Origin of the sequence: Streptomyces sp. NRRL F-5727 (assembly GCF_000719555.1) — a bacterium.
Lineage (GTDB): Bacteria > Actinomycetota > Actinomycetes > Streptomycetales > Streptomycetaceae > Streptomyces.
Window position 1 is genome coordinate 137,190 of the sequence record NZ_JOGX01000029.1, and the last position, 17,621, is coordinate 154,810.

The 17,621-nt window shown below is 71.6% G+C and carries 13 protein-coding genes and 2 pseudogenes; 7 read left to right on the forward strand and 8 right to left on the reverse strand.

The window, feature by feature from the left end:
* Window positions 1-19: 19 nt before the first annotated feature.
* The 3 genes from IF73_RS0120785 to IF73_RS0120800 all read right to left on the reverse strand — a co-directional run bounded on the left by IF73_RS0120785 (window position 20) and on the right by IF73_RS0120800 (window position 5,347).
* The gene (locus IF73_RS0120785; RefSeq protein ID WP_031010234.1) at window positions 20-1,063 is read right to left on the reverse strand and encodes a YihY/virulence factor BrkB family protein; all 1,044 of its coding nucleotides are present in this window, start codon (window positions 1,061-1,063) and stop codon (window positions 20-22) included.
* Between the two features lie 399 nt (window positions 1,064-1,462).
* On the reverse strand, window positions 1,463-2,695 hold the full coding sequence (locus IF73_RS0120790; protein WP_031010236.1) for a PP2C family protein-serine/threonine phosphatase: 1,233 nt from the start codon (window positions 2,693-2,695) through the stop codon (window positions 1,463-1,465).
* A gap of 714 nt (window positions 2,696-3,409) precedes the next feature.
* Complete coding sequence (locus IF73_RS0120800) at window positions 3,410-5,347, reverse strand: AfsR/SARP family transcriptional regulator (RefSeq protein WP_031010241.1); 1,938 nt, start codon at window positions 5,345-5,347, stop codon at window positions 3,410-3,412.
* 137 nt (window positions 5,348-5,484) lie between these two features.
* On the opposite strand from IF73_RS0120800, the gene IF73_RS0120805 reads away from it, so the two are divergent.
* Complete coding sequence (locus IF73_RS0120805) at window positions 5,485-6,363, forward strand: alpha/beta fold hydrolase (protein WP_031010243.1); 879 nt, start codon at window positions 5,485-5,487, stop codon at window positions 6,361-6,363.
* 449 nt (window positions 6,364-6,812) lie between these two features.
* On the opposite strand, the gene IF73_RS0120810 is transcribed toward IF73_RS0120805, so the two are convergent.
* Window positions 6,813-7,802, reverse strand: coding sequence for an alpha/beta fold hydrolase (locus IF73_RS0120810; RefSeq protein WP_031010246.1), 990 nt, complete (start codon window positions 7,800-7,802; stop codon window positions 6,813-6,815).
* Window positions 7,803-8,561: 759 nt separating this feature from the next.
* On the opposite strand from IF73_RS0120810, the pseudogene IF73_RS39695 reads away from it, so the two are divergent.
* The 3 genes and pseudogenes from IF73_RS39695 to IF73_RS0120820 all read left to right on the forward strand — a co-directional run.
* Window positions 8,562-8,840: pseudogene (locus IF73_RS39695) on the forward strand (transposase family protein); the annotation flags it as partial.
* Between the two features lie 113 nt (window positions 8,841-8,953).
* Complete coding sequence (locus IF73_RS0120815; protein WP_031010247.1) at window positions 8,954-9,604, forward strand: hypothetical protein; 651 nt, start codon at window positions 8,954-8,956, stop codon at window positions 9,602-9,604.
* Between the two features lie 21 nt (window positions 9,605-9,625).
* On the forward strand, window positions 9,626-10,225 hold the full coding sequence (locus IF73_RS0120820) for an SMI1/KNR4 family protein (RefSeq protein ID WP_031010249.1): 600 nt from the start codon (window positions 9,626-9,628) through the stop codon (window positions 10,223-10,225).
* Between the two features lie 261 nt (window positions 10,226-10,486).
* On the opposite strand, the gene IF73_RS0120825 is transcribed toward IF73_RS0120820, so the two are convergent.
* The 4 genes from IF73_RS0120825 to IF73_RS38740 form a co-directional block, all read right to left on the reverse strand.
* Window positions 10,487-11,683 carry a PP2C family protein-serine/threonine phosphatase gene (locus IF73_RS0120825; protein ID WP_031010250.1) on the reverse strand — a complete coding sequence of 399 codons (1,197 nt, stop codon included), beginning with the start codon at window positions 11,681-11,683 and terminating at the stop codon, window positions 10,487-10,489.
* 1,553 nt (window positions 11,684-13,236) lie between these two features.
* Window positions 13,237-13,473, reverse strand: coding sequence for a hypothetical protein (locus IF73_RS0120830; protein WP_234338297.1), 237 nt, complete (start codon window positions 13,471-13,473; stop codon window positions 13,237-13,239).
* 163 nt (window positions 13,474-13,636) lie between these two features.
* Complete coding sequence (locus tag IF73_RS0120835) at window positions 13,637-14,092, reverse strand: hypothetical protein (RefSeq protein ID WP_234338298.1); 456 nt, start codon at window positions 14,090-14,092, stop codon at window positions 13,637-13,639.
* Window positions 14,093-14,466: 374 nt separating this feature from the next.
* A complete protein-coding gene (locus IF73_RS38740; RefSeq protein WP_158822083.1) occupies window positions 14,467-15,333 on the reverse strand; it encodes a hypothetical protein in 867 nt (288 codons plus the stop codon).
* A 112-nt stretch (window positions 15,334-15,445) separates the two neighbouring features.
* Here IF73_RS38740 and IF73_RS37865 point away from each other — a divergent pair.
* The 3 genes and pseudogenes from IF73_RS37865 to IF73_RS0120855 all read left to right on the forward strand — a co-directional run.
* Window positions 15,446-15,755, forward strand: a pseudogene (locus IF73_RS37865) (ATP-binding protein); the annotation flags it as partial.
* Window positions 15,756-15,798: 43 nt separating this feature from the next.
* A complete protein-coding gene (locus tag IF73_RS0120850) occupies window positions 15,799-16,182 on the forward strand; it encodes a barstar family protein (protein WP_031010261.1) in 384 nt (127 codons plus the stop codon).
* 635 nt (window positions 16,183-16,817) lie between these two features.
* Window positions 16,818-17,324, forward strand: a complete 507-nt coding sequence (locus IF73_RS0120855) for a hypothetical protein (protein ID WP_031010264.1) — start codon at window positions 16,818-16,820, stop codon at window positions 17,322-17,324.
* Window positions 17,325-17,621 lie beyond the last annotated feature (297 nt).

Genomic DNA, 17,621 nt, shown 5'->3' on the forward strand with positions numbered 1-17,621 from the left:
GGAGGCGTTCAGGCTGTGGTCATTTCATCCGGCGGCGGTCTTCGTCGCTCCATTTCCGCGTGTCCCGCGGCGGGACGTAGGGCTCCTCGTCCTCGGGGTGCCCGCCGGCGACCGCGCGCTGTCGGGCCAGCTCCGCGTCGAACTCCAGTCCCAGGAGGATGGCGATGTTGGTGATCCACAACCACACCAGGAAGATGATCACGCCGGCGAGAGTGCCGTACGTCCTGTTGTAGGAGGCGAAGTTCGCGACGAAGAACGCGAAGCCGGCCGAGGCGAGCATCCAGATCAGCAGCGCCAGGAAGCTGCCCGGGGTGATCCACTTGAACCCGCGGCCCTTGGCGTTCGGAGCAGCCCAGTACAGCAGGGCGATCATGACCGTGACGAGGAGGACCAGGACCGGCCACTTGGCGATCGACCACACCGTCAGCGCGGTGTCCTCGGCTCCCAGGGCGGTGCCGACCTGCCGGGCCAGATCCCCGGTGAAGACCACGATCAGCGCGCTGGCGACGGCGAGGATCATCAGCACCACGGTCAGGCCGAGGCGCAGCGGCAGGACCTTCCACATCGGCCGGCCTTCGGGCATGTCGTAGACGGTGTTGGAGGTACGGATGAAAGCGGCCACGTACCCGGAGGCGGCCCACACCGCGAGAGCCAGGCCCACCAGGGCCGCGAGCGACCCGGCGCCGGCGTTGCCCTGCAACTGCTCCACCGCGCTGGTGAGCACATCACGGGCCGGGCCGGGGGCGAGCTTCTGGAGGTTGTCCAGGACCTGCTTGGTCGCGGACTCCCCGGCGATGCCGAAGAAGGAGACGAGAACCAGCAGGGCCGGGAACAGTGCCAGCACCCCGTAGTAGGTCAGCGCCGCCGCCCGATCGGCGAGCTCGTCGTCCTTGAACTCCTTGAAGGTGCCGCGCAGCACCGCCCGCCAGGACCGTCTGGGCAGATCGGTGGGCTTGTCCGGCGCCCGGTCCTCCACCCGCTCATCCGGTCCCGCGCCCTCGCCTCTGTCCGCGTCGAGGTGGTCGTGGTCTGCGTCGCGCTCTGGCTTCGGTGAGGTGGCCATACCTGGCGGGTTTCCACACCGGCGCAGCTCATGCGTCCCCTGCGCGGCGGCGCACCCTGGCGGCCCCGCCCACCGCGGCCCGTCCACGGGCTCTCGGGCCGTGAACGGCTGCGCATCCGCCGGTCAGCCGCTCGCCTCGAAGCCGCGTACGGCGTGTGGCGAGGAGTGCGGCGTCGTCCTCGGAGGTGCCAACGCGGGCTGCGGCGAGGTCGGCCGTCGGAGGAGGGTCGACGGCGTACGCGGCGGCGATGCGGCGCTGCCCGCCGAAGGGCGTGAGCCCGGCATCCGGGACACAGGTGTCGCGCGGCCTGGACGCGGTCGAGGACGACGAGTCGTGAACCGGACGGTGAAGGAGACGAGCCGCTCCCCGTGGCCGGGCGTCGCCTTCCTCTCGGCCTGTCACAGCCGCATGACGATCAGGGCAGTGTCGTCGGTGAGTCCGGCCGGGGGAATGAGGTCGGCCAGGAGGGCGTCGCCGAGGGTCTCAGGGTCGGCGGTGCGGTGGCGGGTCAGCGAGTCGGCCAGGCGGGCGAGTCCGGTGTCGATGTCCTCGTGGCGGCGTTCGACGAGTCCGTCCGTGTAGAGCAGGAGGACGCAGCCGTCGGTGAACGTGGTCTGGGCCTGGGGGCGGGGGACGGGGTCGGGGCGGGCGCCGAGCGGCGGGTCGGTGGCCCGGTCGAGGAAGGCGACGGTGCCGTCGGGGCGGCACAGGGCGGGCGGGGGGTGGCCGGCGCTGCTGTAGGTGAGGGTGTGGGCGTTCCAGTCGATGAAGACGGAGGCGGCGGTGGTGGATTCGGCGCCGTCGACCGAGCGGGCGTACAGGCCCAGGACCTCCAGGGCCTGGGCGGGCCCGGTGGCGACGCGGGAGGCTGCGGACAGGGCGCTGCGGAGCTGGCCCATGACGCCGGCGGCGCGCAGACCGTGGCCGACGACATCGCCGACAGCGACCGCGGTGCGGCCGCTGTCGGGCAGGTCGGCGACGTCGTACCAGTCGCCGCACACGTTCAGCGCCCCCACGGCGGGCCGGTAGCGTACGGCGGCGCGGTGGTGGCCGAGCGGCCGGGGGGCGGGCAGCATCGCCGCTTGCAGGTGGAGGGCGACTTCGCGTTCGCGGGCGTGGGCCTTGCGCAGGCGTTCGTTGACCTCCTGCAGTTCGCGGGCGCGGGTGTAGAGCTCGGCTTCCAGGACCCGCGCGCGGTCCCCGCCTGAGCGGCCGCCGCGGGCGCGGATGAGTTCGGTGACTTCTTCGACCCGGTGGAGCAGCAGGGCCACGCTCCCGTCGGGGGCGAGGACGGGGACGTTGACCGGGCTCCAGTACCGCTCCTGCCACACCCCGGGCCGCTCGGGATCCTCCACGTCGTAGCGCTGCAGGGCCATCGTGTCGCGTTCGCCGGTGGTCGCCACCCGCCGTAGCGAGGCGTGCAGGTTGCGCATGCCGGTCGCGGCAGGATCGTCCGGGCTGTCAGGGAAGACGTCGAACAGGAAACGGCCGATGAGCCGGCTCCGGGAGCGCCCGGACAGGTCGAGGTACGCCTGGTTGACGTCCACGTACATGAGCTCGGGCGTCAGCAGCGCCGCACCGACGGGCAGGGCCTGGAAGACGGCGCGGTAGTCGATGCCGGGTCCGTTCACGCTGTCACCTGCCGCACGGTTGCGGTCCTCGTCGGTCACGACCACCTTGCCACGCGGGCGGCTCGCAGGCTGGCCGGGGTGAGCCAGGCATGGGCCGAATGGCCCTTCGTGGGCCTGCCTGCCCCATGCACTGCCTGCGCGGGGCGCGGCGTACGCAGCCACGTATGGATTGACGTCGGCACGCCCCTTCCCGCCTCGCGTACCGGCCTGGCCCGTCGGGCTCGGGGCACTGGCATCACCTTCGAGGTGGACGGGGTGGACGGGGTGGACGGGGTGGACGCGGCAGGCCGGGCGGGGAGCGTCACCGGCACGGGCTACCGCTGCGCCCCCGTTGATGCTTCCCGCCCGCGCTCACCGAACTGAGCATCGAGCAGAAGCAGTTGAACGATCGCGGGTCCCCCACGCTCGATCAGCGCGCCCTCGCGCGACTGATCGGGTCCGGCCGCTCCCATCGGCACGTGCGCCGGATGCGGACGGCCTGTGCGGCACGTAGGACCGCCTTGGTGGCAGCGCTCGCCGAACACGCCCCCGACGCCGCGGTGACCGGCCTTCGGCGGGCTTCCACGCGGTGGCGCACCTCGGCGGACCGGCCGACGAGCGGAACCTCGTCCGCCGCCGCACGCGCGTCGCACGTCAAGCCCTCATCGTCGCCCCCATGCGTCGCGCAGGGACCCTGATGTGCTGGCAGCGGCATGGGCATGTGGTCCGTGTCGGTCATCCTCTGTCGGCGCACGTCTCCGCCTCCGTCAGGTATCGCGCCACCGGCCCCAGGGTCAGCATCCCGCTCGCCCCGCCCGCGTGTTCGAAGCGGGCGGCGTGCAGGGCTGTTGCCGCGCGGGCGGCGAGGGGGCGCTCGTCGAGGCGGGCGGCGGCGTGGGCGGTCAGGCACCAGAGTGCCTCCTGCATGTGGTCGAGCGGCGGGTCGGGCGTGAGGGCGAGGGCGGTGCGGGCTTCTTCGTCACGGTGGTGGGCGAGGAGCACCAGGGGGCGCGTCCAGGGGCGGTACGGCCCCCAGTCGAGGGCGGGATCGGTGGGCGCCGGACGGCGGTGCAGGAGACGTAGTCCCAGGAGGGCGAGGGCGAAGAGGCCCCGGTGCAGCCCGGGCATGCCTGCCGTCTCGGCGAGGGCGTTTTCGGCGGCGCGGTACCGGGCCGCGGCCGTGGCGGCGGTCGGGCCGCCTGGTTCGGCGCTGTGGGCGGCGGTCGCCCGGGCCCGGAACCAGCCGGTGAGCACGGGGACGAGGGATGCCTCGGTGCTGACGGCGAGCTGCTCGGCGGCCTCGGCGTGTGCGGCCGCGGAGGCGAGGTCGCCGAGGGCCGAGGCGGACTGCAGGCGGATGAGCCGGCCGAGCACGGCGAAGTCGGGCAGCTCGTGTCGTGTGGCCAGGTCGAGGATCTCGCTGCCGATCGCGTCCCGTACGAGCGCGAGGCCGGGCCGGGTGAAGGACTGGAGGAACAGACCGTTGAGGGCGAAAGCCAGCAGGGCCGGATCGCCCAGCTTGCGGGCCAGCGCCTCGGCCTCGCGCGCCGCCTCGCCGGCGCGCCTCTGCTCGGTTGCGGGCAGATCGGCGCTGCGGCTCTCGACCGCGACGGTGGCCAGCAGGCGGGCGCGTAGTGCGGCGGGGCCGTCGGTGCCGAGTGCGGTGAGCGTACGCTCGGCCACCGCGACGACGGCGCGGGACTGCTCGGGGTCGTCGGCGCGGCTCCACAGGGCGGGCACGTCGTAGGCGCCGATGACGCGGGCGGTCAGCGCGATGTCTCCCGTGCGCTCCGCCGCCTGGGCGGCGGCGAGGCGGTCGCGCCGCGAGTGGATGAGGGCGTCTCCACCCGCCAGGGCCAGCGTGCGGGCCAGTTCGGCGGTGGTACGCGGGCCGAGTCGTACGCCTGCGGTCCACACGGACGGCTGGGGCTGGAGGGTCGCCGCTCCGCGGAGGATGTCCGTCTCCAGCTGCCGTAGGTCGGCGCCGGGGTCGAGCCCGAGCCGGTCCGCGAGCATCGTGCGGGCGCGGCGAAGAGTGGCCAGTGCGTCCGCTTGGCGGCCCGCCCGGTGCAGTGCGCGGGCCAGCAGCCCCCAGGCCGGTTCACGCCAGGGGTGTTCGGTCACGTGGGAGCCCAGTTCGGCGACCAGCTCGGCTCCCGAACCGGAATCGAGGAGCAGGCGGGCGCGCAGCTCCACCCCCTCCAGCCTCAGCTCCTCCAACCGCGTCCGTTCGCGCTGGGCCCACAGGGAGCCGGTGACGTCGGCGTAGGCGGGGCCGCGCCACGCCGCGAGAGCCTCGTCGAGGTCGGTCAGGGCATCGGGGGTACGCCGGGCGCGGTCCAGGGCGTCCTCGAATCGGTGGACGTCCACGGTGTGGCGCGGCAGGCGCAGAGCGTAGCCGGGCCCTTCCGTGACGAGGATGCGCGGCGGGGTGCGGGGCGGCCGGCCGGGTTCGAGGGCGCGGCGCAGGGCGGCGACGAACGTACGCAGCGCGCCCACGGCACGGACCGGCGGCTCGGCCCACAGGTCCGCGACGAGGGTGTCGGTGGTGACCATCCGTCCGCCGGCGGCGACGAGCCGGGCGAGTACCTCGCGGTGGCGGGGGCCGCCCAGGTCGACCGGGGTGCCGTCGTCGTGGGTCGCCCGGACGGCACCGAGTACGTCGATTCGCATGTCCTCCATCTTCCGCGCCGCGGGGCCGGGGCGTCGCAGCGTACTGATCGGCTGCTGATCGCTGTCGTCCACGCTGACTGCGTCGCTCCCCGGACCGAGCTTTCGCCGGTCCCCCCGACCCGAGAAACGGACCCTTCATGACTCCCACCCTCCCCGGTTTCGACCACGTCCGTCTGCCCGGTGCCGACGGAGTGGAGCTGGCCGCGGCCGTCGGCGGCCATGGCAGCCCGGTCGTGCTGCTGCACGGCTTCCCCCAGACCCACCTGATGTGGCGGCACGTCGCCGAGCGGCTCGCCGGCGAGCACACCGTGATCTGCCCGGACCTGCGCGGGTACGGCGCCAGTGACAAGCCTGCGGCCGTCGGCCCTGAGGTGTACTCCAAGCGCACCATGGCCGCCGACGTCGTCGCGCTGGCGGCGGCGCTCGGCCATGAGCGCTTCGCTCTGATCGGCCACGACCGGGGCGCCCTGGTCGCCTTCCGGGCGGGACTGGACCATCCCGAGACCCTCACCCATCTGGGCATCCTCGACGTCGTACCCACCCTGGACATGTGGAACGTCCTGCACGGCGTCCCCGCGGCGGTCGGCTACCACCTGTTTCTCATGGCACAGCCGCCGGGCCTGCCCGAGACGCTGATCGCCAACAGCGCCGACGCCTTCTTCGGCTCCTTCCTCGACGCCTGGGCTCGTACCCCGGCGGCCCTTCCGGAATCGGTCCGGGCCGCGTACCTGCGGGCCAGCGCCGCGGCCGTACCGTCGATCGTCGCGGACTACCGGGCCTCGGCGGGCATCGACGTCGCACACGACCAGGCGGACCGGGACGCGGATTCCCAGCTGGCCATGCCCGTGACGGTCGTCCAGCAGGACTGGGGCGCGCGGCTGGGCTACGACGCCTCATCGGTCTGGCGCGCGTGGGCGCCGGACCTGGACCACCGGCTGACCGGCGCGGGGCACTTCATGGCGGAGGAGGCGCCCGAGGAGATCACCGAGGCGATCCGCGAACTGCTGCTGCGCTGATCCCTGCCCTGGAGGGCGACGGGAGGCCGTGGCACGCCCCGCGTTTCCCCGATTCCCCGATTCCCCGATTCCCCGATTCTTCGTATCCCCGTATCCCTGTATCCCCGTTTCCCCGTTTCCGTTTCCCGGCCACCGGACCGGACAGCGATGCCGTGACTGAGCAACCGCCTCCCTGACGACGGTCCTGGGCGCCGGCGTGGAGAACCCGGCACCGCTCCCCTGGAGCGTGGGCGGCGCTTTACGGGCCTGCCGGCCGTGTCCCTTCACCGGGCGCCCTGGTTCGGGGACGGCAGGGAGTGTGGGGCAGGACGATCGGCATGGTGACGACACGGGCACCGGCTGGTTCCGGTCGGGAGGGCAGCTGATACGTGGGTGCAGCCCGGTCGGCCGGCCCTGCCCTACGTGGCACCGAGCCGATACGGGCCGCTGCTGCCCCAGGGGCGCCTGCTTCAGCTCTGGAGGGTGGCAAGCCAGTCGGTCAGCAGACGGTTGACCTCGTCGGGGCGCTCCTGCTGGATCCAGTGACCGCAGCCGTCCAGAAGATGGGAGGCCGACAGGCCGGGGAGGGTGGTGGGGTAGGCGTCGATGGCGTCGGACATCCAGGTGGTGGAGGCGTCCAGAGCGCCGCCGACGAACAGGGACGGCTGCTTGATCGGGGCTCCACGATAGGGGGCGAGGTCTGCCCAGTCGCGGTCCATGTTGCGGTAACGGTTGAGTGCGCCGGTCAGACCCGTCCGCTCGAACTCCCCGGCGTACACGTCGAGATCGCCCTCGCTCAGCCAGGCCGGGAGAGCCCCCGTGGGAAAGCGGTCGCGCAGCCGGCCGCCGCCCCGGGTGACGAAGTGCGGGTCGGGCTCACCCTCGGCGGGCATGGTGTCGGCGGACAGGGCCGCGTAGAAGCCCGCGAGCCAGCCCCTGACGTCGGGCTCGATCTCTGCCTCGGCGCGGCCGGGCTCCTGGAAATAGGAGACGTAGAACTCCTGCTCGGGGCCACCGATCCGGCCGAAGACGTCGGTGGGGCGGGGACCGCCGGGCGGCGCATAGGGGACACTCAGCAGGCCGACGGCGCGGAAGAGCTCGGGATGGAGCAGGGCGGAGGCGGAGGCGATGTTGGAGCCCCAGTCGTGGCCGACGACCACCGCGCTCACCTCGCCGAGGGCGCGCACGACCGCGATGTTGTCCTCCACCAGGTCAAGGATCCGGTAGCCCTCCGTCGCCGCAGGCTTGGAGGAACGGCCGTAGCCACGTACGTCGATCGCCACCGCCCGGTAGCCGGCCGCGGCCAGGGCCGGGAGCTGGTGGCGCCAGGAGTACCAGGACTCAGGGAAGCCGTGCACGAGCAGGACCATCGGGCCGGTGCCCTGCTCGACCAGGTGGAGGCGTCCGGCCGGGGCCTCGACGATGCGATGGCGGAGCTCGGTGGTCGGCTCGGGCTGCATGGGCTTCTCCTCGGTTCGCGGCGACGCGGCGGTCCATCGATCATGCGGCGCGGCATCTGCCCAACGCGATCAGACTTGCCATTCCGGCAACCTTCCGCGGCGGCGGGCCCCCCGGGCCCGGATCACGACGAGGACCGGGGAAGGCGAGCCGACCTGGAGGACCGCGCGTACAGCAGTCACGGGCAGCGAGCTGCCCGTCGAACCCCTGACGACGAGCGGCGCCGGCCAGCGCCGGCCGGGGGCGGGGCGGGCCGAGGGGGGCCGGGGCAGGGCTCAAGGGCATCGCCGCCGCGGGCCAAGGACGCGCCCAGTCCGAACAGACTCCGTCCCGCCCACGACACCCGCACGGGACGGAGGGGCTCTGCCCGGCGCAGCGGCGGCCAACGGTACTGCTCCCAGAGCGCCGCCGGCACCGGACTCACTCGCGTACGCCCAATCGGAGCGGCCGGGGGGGACGGCGCCAGTCTGAGGGAGTAAAGCCGCCCTCGGCACGGACAGGGACCGGCTCACAGGCCATGCAGAGACGAACGGCTCGCCCAGCCACGGACATCGGTCTCTCGACTGCTCCAGGGGCCCGTACGATCCGGCCGGTGTCAACGGGCGGTTTCGACCTGCAGGGTCGTCGCGTACGGCGGGGGTTGCGCCAAGAGGTACCAGCACTCGACCTTACCTCCGGGCACCATCTGACAGGCACTGCCTGCCAAGTCCGGCTGGCGGATCAGGGAATGGCAAAACGGCCTGCCATCGCGGCGGCCCGAACCGGCGCCGGGTGACAAGGCCGACGCGCGTGCCTGGCGGGAGTCGGACCTGCCCGCCCTGGCGTCCGGCACACCGGTGATCGCGGACGGCGCCTACCTCGGCACCGGCCGGATCGTCCCGCACCGCAAAAGAGCCGGTCGTCCCCTCCTGCGCGGGCAGGAGGAGGACAACGCCGAGCATCGACGGGTGCGAGCCCGTGTCGAGCACGCCTTCGCCCGGATGAAGAACCGGAGAATCCCGCGCGACTGCCGGCAGAGAGGCGACGGACTTCACCATTCGGGCCCTGGGAGCCGACCGCGCCTGCCGGCTGAGGGATACGGGCCGTCAGAAGCCGTGTCCCATCGGCCGGATAAGGTCGAGGCGCTCTTGCGGAGCGGTCCTACGCTGGAGGCATGGCCACCGATGCCTCGCTGAGACAAGGCCCCGACTCGACGGATCTGGTCCTGCGCGCCGGCCCGACCGGGCCGGTGTGGAACGCGCTGACCTCGGCGGGGCCGGCGCTGTTCACTCCGCTCGCCCTGGGCGTGCCGACCCTGATCGTCGCCTTCTGGATGGCGCTGGCCGGGGCGCGGGCGTCGACCGTGTTCGTGGTGGTGGGGGTGATCGCCGGGCTGGAGTACCTGATCGGCTGGCCGATACTGGCCCTTTCCCGGGCCCGGGACATCCTGCGGGTGGAGTTCGCGCCGGCCGGGGTGCCCACGTCTCTGCGGTTGGTCCGGGCCGCCGGGCCGGACGTCTGGCTGCCCGTCAACGCCCTGCGCGAGGTGCGGCTGACGCACAAGGTGGTGGAGCCGTACCAGGGGGACCACAAGCCGGCCGTCTCCACGCTCGCGCTGGAACTCGTCCTACGGGACGCCCGGGAGCGCCTCGCGCTCCCCTTCAGCGGCGACCCGCGGCGGCTCGCTGACGCGTTGAAGGCTCTGCTCGGCCCGGCCGGGGTCGTGGTGGTGCTGCGCACCGAGCGCAGCACGCGCGACCGACCCCAGCCGAACTCCCCCTGGACCTCGGGAGGTTCGGCCTCGGCCGGCTCAGGGGGCGGCTAGGCCGTCTCTTTCGGATCTTGCATGATGATCGGCATGCACACGGAAACCTGCGACCCCGCCGAGTTGGCCGCACTCCGTGAGATCGTCACCTCCCGCCCCGAGGCTGCGGCGCCGGCCGGCTGGGAGGCCGTGCGGTTCTTCGAGAAGGAGCACGACATTCTGCTCCCGGAGCCGTACCGCACCTTCGTGGCGGAGATCTGCGACGGGCTGCGCGCCGGGCCGCCCTTTTACGGCTTGCTGCCCTTCGCGCACAACCCCGTCGACCCGCACTCGGGCCTCCCCCGGCGTCAGCTCGCCGAGCCCTTTCCTCTTACGGGGTCCTGCAAGTGGGAGGAGGACGGGGAGGAGCTGTCGGAGCAGGAGTTCGAGGCCCTGTGGGAAGCTGCGATGATCCACGGCTCGCTGCTGCTCGGCACCGACGGCTGCGGCATGGACTGGCACTTGATCGTCACCGGCCCGCAACGCGGTCACGTCTGGCTGATCGACGAGATCGGCGCAATCCCCTTCGGCACCTCCCCGATGCCGGGCACACCCGGATTCACCGGGTGGGCGACCCACTGGCACCAGGGCCACCCCTGGTTCACCGACGCTACGGCAGACGATCCGCAAGAAACGGCCTGACGCCCCAAGACGACCCACGAACGCGGAGAGCACGACGACTTGGGCGAGGCCAGCGACGCGCACCGAGAACCAGCCCCGCCAGCCGCGGGAAGCAGACCGGCGTGACGTGGTTCTCGCACCCGGCCTGAACCCACCATCCCCGCGGGCGCGGGGCACAGTCGGTCCTGGAGCTCTGCGTCCGGTCCCCGCGCGCACTTCCCCACCGCGCCTGCTCCCACCGGGGTGCGCGGGCGAGCATCCGGGCGGCCTCGCGCGACTCGCTCACGGCCGGGTGCCGTCGGTCTCGGGATGCCACTCGACCAGGACGATGGTGGCGTCGTCCTGTAGCCGGCCGTCGTGGTGGTCGAGGATGGCGTGGATGAGGCGGCGCAGGGCTTCGGGGGCGGGCTCGCCCGCAGCCAGCGCCCGGCTGATGAAGTCGACGAGCCGCTCCTCGCCGAACAGCACATCGGCGGCCGAGCGGGCCTCGGTGACGCCGTCGGTGTGGAACAGGACGCGGTCGCCGGGTTCCAGCGGGGCCTTGTGCACGGTGCGGGGGTGCGCGTGGTCCGGGCCGAGTCCCAGAGGCAGCTCGCCGTGGGCTTCCAGGGCCCCCGGCACGACGCGGTGGGCGCGGATCAGCAACGGGGGCGGGTGGCCGGCGTTCACCCAGGACAGCTGCCCGGTCTCCAGATCCAGGTGCGCGAAGACACCCGTCAGCAGTCCGTCGGGCTGCCAACGGTGCAGGTCCTCGTCGATCCGGTCGGTGATGTCGGTCAGGGAGCCCCCCGCGCGGCGGGCGGAGCGGCAGCCGGCCAGTGCGACGGCGGAGGACAATCCCGCTGCCAGGTCGTGGCCCATCGCGTCGACCACCGTCACGTGCAGGCGCCCGTCGTCCAAGCCGTGATCGAAGGCGTCCCCGCCGATCTCGTAGGCCGGCTCCAGCGCGGCCGTGGAGGTGACCTTGCCGGTGCCGAGCGTACGGGGCGGCAGGAACGCCCACACCATCTCGGCCGCGGTGGTCATCGGACGCTGGCGGGCGGTACGGCTGAACACGTCGCTGAACCCGCTCTTGGACACCACCGTCAGCGCGGTCACCGCCGCCAGCTGCTGGGCGCCGTCCAGTGTCGCGGGCGTGATCTGCTCGGCGACCACCTGCAGCACACCGATCCGCGCGATCCCGTCGACCAACGGCAGCCACACCGCCAGCGGCCGAGAGTGCGACAAACGCAGCGACATCGTCCGGTACGCCCAGCCGGCCACCGTGCCGTCGATCGCCAGCGACTCGCCGCCGTCGGCCTCGCCTGGGCGGGGCAGCGGCACCAGCTCGTCCTCCTGCACGTCCGCCAGGTAGACGGTCGCCGACACCATCCCCAGGCGGCGGGCCGCCTCCTCGACCAGCTGCGACACCTCCAGCGGAGCCGCGGTGTGCGAACGCTCCAGGAACACGGCCAGCGCGGCCCCCGGGTCCTCCGTCATCGCACCTGCCCTTCCGCCGCCTCAGCCTCACAACCGAGTCTGAATCCGGTCCGGCCTCGGCGCACGGCAGCCAGCGCCAACCCGAGGCCCCTCACCTTCAGCTTGATCGTGAATCGATCGGGCACGGCGACGAGTGGGGTGCCTTGAACCGTCCAGGCGAAGCGGCTGCCGGGCCGGTGATCTTCACCGGCCCCAGCGTCCTCGGTCACGCGCAGGACTACGCCGCGGGCCGGCCCGGGTGAACTTCCCGTGGAGTCGCCCGGCACCGGCTTCGCCGACCGTCGGAACCATCCCCGCGGACGCAGAGGAGCAGGAACAGAACGGGCCACCCGGGCCGCGAACGTCGCAGCGGGACCCTCCCCCGCACCCCGGGGAGCAGGGCGGCGGGCGCTGTCGGGCATGGACACGCCCGGACCCTCCCCGCACGCGCGGGGAGCAGTCGTCTGCCGGGCTCCTCCTTCCCGTACCCGTGGGACCCCTCCCCGCACGCGGGGAGCAGACTTCCTGACCAGCAGTTCCACCCCGACGCGGCCCGCTCTCACAACCAGCCTTCACCGAAACAGATAGACCACCCGTCCCTCCCCAGCCGACGGGGACAGTGCAGTCCGGCCCCGGGGCGCTCCCGGCCGGTACGGGGGCCGCCGCGCCAGATACGGCGGGAGACGAACCGCCTTCTCGCGAGCCGTTCGTCCCGTTCGCTCTGGGCAGTGCCGGGCTGCGGCTGGAGGACCTCACGGGCGAGGCAACACCGGGCAGGTCCGCCAGCCGCCCTCCGCTCCCCCACCCCGTGGCGCGTACGGCCCCACCACCTCTCGGGTTCCCTGTCAGCAGGCCCATCCACCTGGAACGACGGGGGTGTCACCTGTCAGGTTCAAATCCGTATGCACCATGATGAGCCGCACTCATCTTGGTTTCCGGAACGTCTGCCTGTGCTGCCGCACCCCCCGCCCGGCGGGCCTGTCGGCTGCGGTCCGCCCTCCGAGGACGTTTGCTCCCGCGCTCACGATGACGGCATGAGCGCCCTTCCGGGCCCCTGCCCGCGCCGCCCCGTCCTGCGGCTCGTACACACGGGCCGAGCCGTCGTCCACACGGCACGGCCGGGGCGTGATCACCCGCGGCGAGGCGGGGCCGGCACGCGGGCACCCTGGTGCTTCGCCTGTCGGCCGCCCGGGGGCCGGGTATGTCCGCCTCGTCCGCCGGGTGCGTGGTAAGCCGCTCCGGACGCTTCGCGCAGGGCTCTGACCTGCGATGCTGAGCGTGCTGGTAGGTGGCCTGCCCGCTGTGGTGAGCGCCTCGTGCATCGGGAGCTCCTGCCGCCTGCCGAGCGTGGCCACAGGTCGCCCGGCAGATCATGGGGTGCGCTTCTCTTCTCGGCTGCGTCTCATACGGTCTGTGCAGGGCCTCCTCCGGCCTGCGACCGTCTGGTGGGCCCGCTCCGTCCCGCGCGGTGGCACGGGGACTGCGGCGTCTGTTCCGCCCGCCGGGCCGCACGTCAGGCAGCCCCGCAGGAATGTCGGCGGACGCGGAAAGGACCCTTCAGGGAAGCCGGTTGGTCATGGGCGTCGCGCGAAGCGGTAGATCGCGTAAGTGACGCCGAGGACGATGTCCACGGCGGCCCAGAGGAAGATGATCGCTCCGACCCCGATCGCGGTACCGACGCTCTCGGCGTCGTTGCACGTCTGGCGGTCGAGCGTTCCGCAGTCGTCGGGGGTCCCGGATCCTGAGGCGACCCCGACGATGATCCAGATCAGGAAGATCACCTGGATGGCAAGGAAGACCCAGAGGAACATCCGCGGCCTGCGCCTGCGCGGATGTCCCGCCGCAGGCGGCGCAGGGGTCCCCCACTGGGGCTGAGGTTGTGCATTACTCATGGCACATCACGCTTCGTCTACTGCTCGGTGTCGCTGCCGGTCGCCCGGCGTCGCCGTCGTTGTCCTCAGAAGGACGGCTCTTTCATCCCAGGCTGCCTCCGAAGGACCCGCTCATCGCCTCGGGCTCACTGATCTGCAGGGTTCCCCGGTGGGTGATCTCCACTTTGTGAAAACCTTCGCCCGCGGGCACGTCCGGAACGATCACCTCGAAGCTGCACGCGGTCCCCGCCCTGGTCGACTCGCCCAGGGCGCCGGTGGCGATGACCGTGCCGGCCGCGTCGTAGACCGTGACCGCCGCGCCTTCGGCGATGTCGTCGAACCCTTCGCTTCCCTCGCAGCCGCCCTCGCCGTCGCTGACCACGTTCCTGGTGAGCAGGAAGGTGCCGGTCAGCTGAAAGACGGTCGGTGTCGGCGAGGGGCTGGGTGTCTGTGTGGCCGGCGACGGCGGAGGGCTGACGGCCTCGGGAGACGGCCCACCACTGTCTGTCAGAGCCCAGACGGCGCCGGCCCCGCCCGCACCGATGACGATCCCTGCCACGAGGGCCAGCAGCAGGTTCCAGCGTTCACGCGCCGGTTCCCGCGACGCCGCTGCAGGAGGAGGCTCTCCAGACCCGTCCACTACCTCAGAGTGCGCTTCTCCGCTCGTGTCCGCATGCCAGGGGCTCCCTGCCCGGATGGCTGAACGTGAGCGCCTGGCCTCGCTCCCCTCTGCGTGTGGTGAGGGAGGACCGGCACTCGCCGCGGCGGCGAAACAGGCCACACCGGCCTGACCTTGAGCCGCTGCTCGTCGACGCCGCGGCGCTCCGGCAAAGGTTCGCCTGCCTGCGGACGCCTGACGCCCACGCTTGGACCGCCCCCTTGGGCCTTGGCCGGCGAGCGCTGTCCGGACAACTCGTCCCGCCGAGGAACGGGTCAGGCCCGCTGAATTCCGCTGGTGCCCTGTAGGGTCCCGCGACGCCCGTCGTTGGTCTGGACCTCCAGCACGTCTCCCTGCTGCGTCAGAGCGAGATACCAGATCCCGGGTTCGAGGATGATGGGCTCGCCACGGTCCACGGTGGCCACACGTTGCACGGGTACGGCGAACCAGAAGGGGACCTGCAACGAGGCCGGATCCGATGCTTCCTGCAGAGGAGGCACCGGAAGACTGGGGACCGGCTGCCCCGCATATGCCCGGGGGCCGTGGGCCTCCGGGGTCAGTGACTGCGGACCCGGAAATCCGTACGCCTCGCTGAACACCTCGGGCGTGGCCGAACCCCGCAGATGGACGATCTGTCCATGCATCAGCAAGTTGAGGTCGGATGCTGCTCTGTCGACAAGCTCAGCAAGTTCTGCCGGGGTCCTGTCGAGCGGCTGGCCTGCCTCCTTCTGCAGGAGCACCTTCCGTATCAGAGTGCCGCTCTCCGTGAGAGATGTACGGGAGCTCGCCAGGGGTTGGATGTCGACGAGTTCCACTTCAGCGGCGGCCATCCGGAAGAAGGCAGCATTCACTTCAGCCAGCAGTTCGCGAAGCGTGCTGTCGAAGACTCCGATGTCAATCGGCCGGCTGGCCTCCAGATCCTGAATGACATGCTCCAGGAAGAGCGCGCAAGACCTGGAGGCGGTACGTGCGGCTGCCGCTGCGTCGAGAGCCTGCGTCCTTGTCTGGGCCTGCCGGTCCAGGGACGCTTTCTGTTCGTTCGACCTTCGGATGGAGCGTTGTACGAGAGCGCCACCCACGGCGGTGATGGCGGCGCCTCCGATAACACCGACCACTCCGACGATCACTTCTAAGGCAGCCATCTAGGCATGATGAGTGGCGTGTCCCATGGCGACAAGAGGATCCTCAGACAACGGTGCGGCCGGCGGCCGGTGGTGAAAGGCCCGCGTGGCGGGCTTGCGACGGAACCTGGGGCAGCCGCTCTGCCTGTCGGCGACGACTGTGGCACCGGCAAGTCCCACATGCTAACGCCCTCGGGACGGAGGCGGCCGTGAAGGGCTACCGAGTCCGCTGAACGCCGGCCACAAAGCTGTTCAACGAGCTGGTCGAAGCCGCCGAAGACAAGCAGCTGAACCAGACCATCGCCCGCTACGGCCGCGACGACCTGCTCGGCATCGACGAGCTCCGCTCCATGGAACTCGCCCGCCGCGGCGCCGAACCCCTCCTGGTCATGACCGGACGCGAGGAGCAGAACAGCCTCGCCACCGCCTCCAACGAGTCCTTCTCCATAGCGCACACGTTCCGCGGCCGGACGTAGTCTGTGGGCTGTGACGGTGAGATATGTGCTGGACGGCAGCCAAGTCAGGACGCTGGAGGACTTCTGGCGGGTCGCCGGCGAGAGCATCGGCTGCGGCGGCTACTTCGGCCGGAACCTCGACGCCTTCGCTGACTGTCTCCGCGGCGGCTTCGGAACACCGGACGACGGCGACTTTGTGATCGAGTGGCGTGATCACGAAGCCTCTCGCCAGCATCTCGGGCACCCCGAGACTGCCCGGCAGCTCGAAATGCGGCTCGCCCGCTGTCATCCGACGAACAAGGAACGCATGGCCGCAAGACTGGCGGAGGCCCGCGCCGGCCGTGGCCCGACCGCCTTCGACTGGCTGGTCGATATCATTGAAGAGGAACTTCCGGGCGGCCTGCACCTCTATTAGCCAGACGGACTTGTCGCACTCACCGGAGGTCGTAGCCCAACGTGCCTCATCCCCCCAGCAAGCCTTGATACTGCCGATCTTGGCAGCAACGTCCCCCGCCTCAGCACCCCTCCTACACGTCCACAGTCGACGCCAGACTCGACCGCAACCCCCGCACGAGCGGGGAACAGCTGCTGCGGGAGCGTCCGTTCGGTGCGCTGGGGGCCGTCCCCTCTGACGCGGAAAGGCAGACGGACGCTGCGAGGTCGGCTTGGTTCACACAGTTTGAGCAGCGTTTTCACACCACCTCGGGAGGCAGTCTGACCGCACAGAATCGAACGGCAGCCTCGTCCTGATGCCGGCGCTTCCGAGCCCTGGAGAGCCGTGGACGGCGGGTGCGTTGCGTGCCCGAGGCCACCGCGATGCAAGATGATCTGTTGTAGCGGCAGATCGCCGGTCGGTGATCTGGAAGGCAACGACTCACGGGGAGTGCAGTTTTGAAGCATCGCATAGGTCGGAGCACGGCAGCACTGGTTGCATTGGCAGCCCTCGTCACCGGCTGTGGGGGCGCCGGCTCCGACGCGGCGCCGGCGAAGCCGTCCACCGGCACCAGTGCCGGAGCTGAGTCAGGATCAAGTGGTGCGGCGGGCAGCGAGGTGGACTTCGACACCGTCTTCAAGACCGAGGAGAGGTTCAAGCAGGCGATGCCCGACCCGGCGTCGATGGCGGGGTGGACACCGCGGAACGCGGGCGCGGAGATCGAGCAGGAGCCCACCCCTGCCCAAAGTTGCGGTGCCGATGGCGACTGGTACTGCGCCAGGATCGCGCGTGGCGAGGCGAACTTCGAGGCGGCCGGCGAGCAAGCCCAGTTCGACCTCACCGCTTTCGCGGACAGCAAGGCGGCCCAGGACGCCTGCCAGAAGGAGAAGAGCTGGTCGGCCAAGTACACCAAGGCAGAGGTGCCACCTGTTCCAGGTACCGAGAGCCACGCCTACTACCGCAACGGCGGCGGCCTGGACGGTCTGTACCTCACCATGTGCCTCGGTACGGTCGTCGCGGAAGTACTGCTCGAAGGGGAAGGCAGCTCCCTGGACCCTGCCACCGCCCATTCTCTGGCACAGGTCTTCGTCCCCCGGATTCAGAAAGCCGCCACGGCAGCCTGAACACGCGGAGCGGAACCTACGTGGGTGTCTGCTGCCGCACCTCAGCGGACACCCCCGTACGGCCCCAGCGCACCGGACAACTTCCGAGAATCCGCACCGGCAGGGGCGCGCGTCGTCTTCTGGACGAGCTGCTCACCTGGCGTTCACCCAGGCTGACGGCCTCGACAGAGAGGACTGGTACGAGGGGCCGGCGGCCGCTGAACCATGCCTCCCCGTACGCCGACTCCAGGCCGTCCAAGACGGCGCGGCCCAGACGCCGCACCAGGAGCTCCTGGCCAAGCTGCGCGGCGCGAACGG

Excerpts from the sequence above, each read along its gene's own strand:
- IF73_RS0120820 (WP_031010249.1), top strand. The coding sequence starts at position 9,626 with ATGATGATCGGCATGCACACGGAAACCTGCGACCCCGCCGAGTTGGCC.
- IF73_RS0120805 (WP_031010243.1), top strand. The coding sequence starts at position 5,485 with ATGACTCCCACCCTCCCCGGTTTCGACCACGTCCGTCTGCCCGGTGCC.
- IF73_RS0120785 (WP_031010234.1), bottom strand. The coding sequence starts at position 1,063 with ATGGCCACCTCACCGAAGCCAGAGCGCGACGCAGACCACGACCACCTC.
- IF73_RS38740 (WP_158822083.1), bottom strand. The coding sequence starts at position 15,333 with ATGGCTGCCTTAGAAGTGATCGTCGGAGTGGTCGGTGTTATCGGAGGC.
- IF73_RS0120810 (WP_031010246.1), bottom strand. The coding sequence starts at position 7,802 with ATGCAGCCCGAGCCGACCACCGAGCTCCGCCATCGCATCGTCGAGGCC.
- IF73_RS0120825 (WP_031010250.1), bottom strand. The coding sequence starts at position 11,683 with ATGACGGAGGACCCGGGGGCCGCGCTGGCCGTGTTCCTGGAGCGTTCG.
- IF73_RS0120800 (WP_031010241.1), bottom strand. The coding sequence starts at position 5,347 with ATGCGAATCGACGTACTCGGTGCCGTCCGGGCGACCCACGACGACGGC.
- IF73_RS0120830 (WP_234338297.1), bottom strand. The coding sequence starts at position 13,473 with ATGTTCCTCTGGGTCTTCCTTGCCATCCAGGTGATCTTCCTGATCTGG.
- IF73_RS0120815 (WP_031010247.1), top strand. The coding sequence starts at position 8,954 with ATGGCCACCGATGCCTCGCTGAGACAAGGCCCCGACTCGACGGATCTG.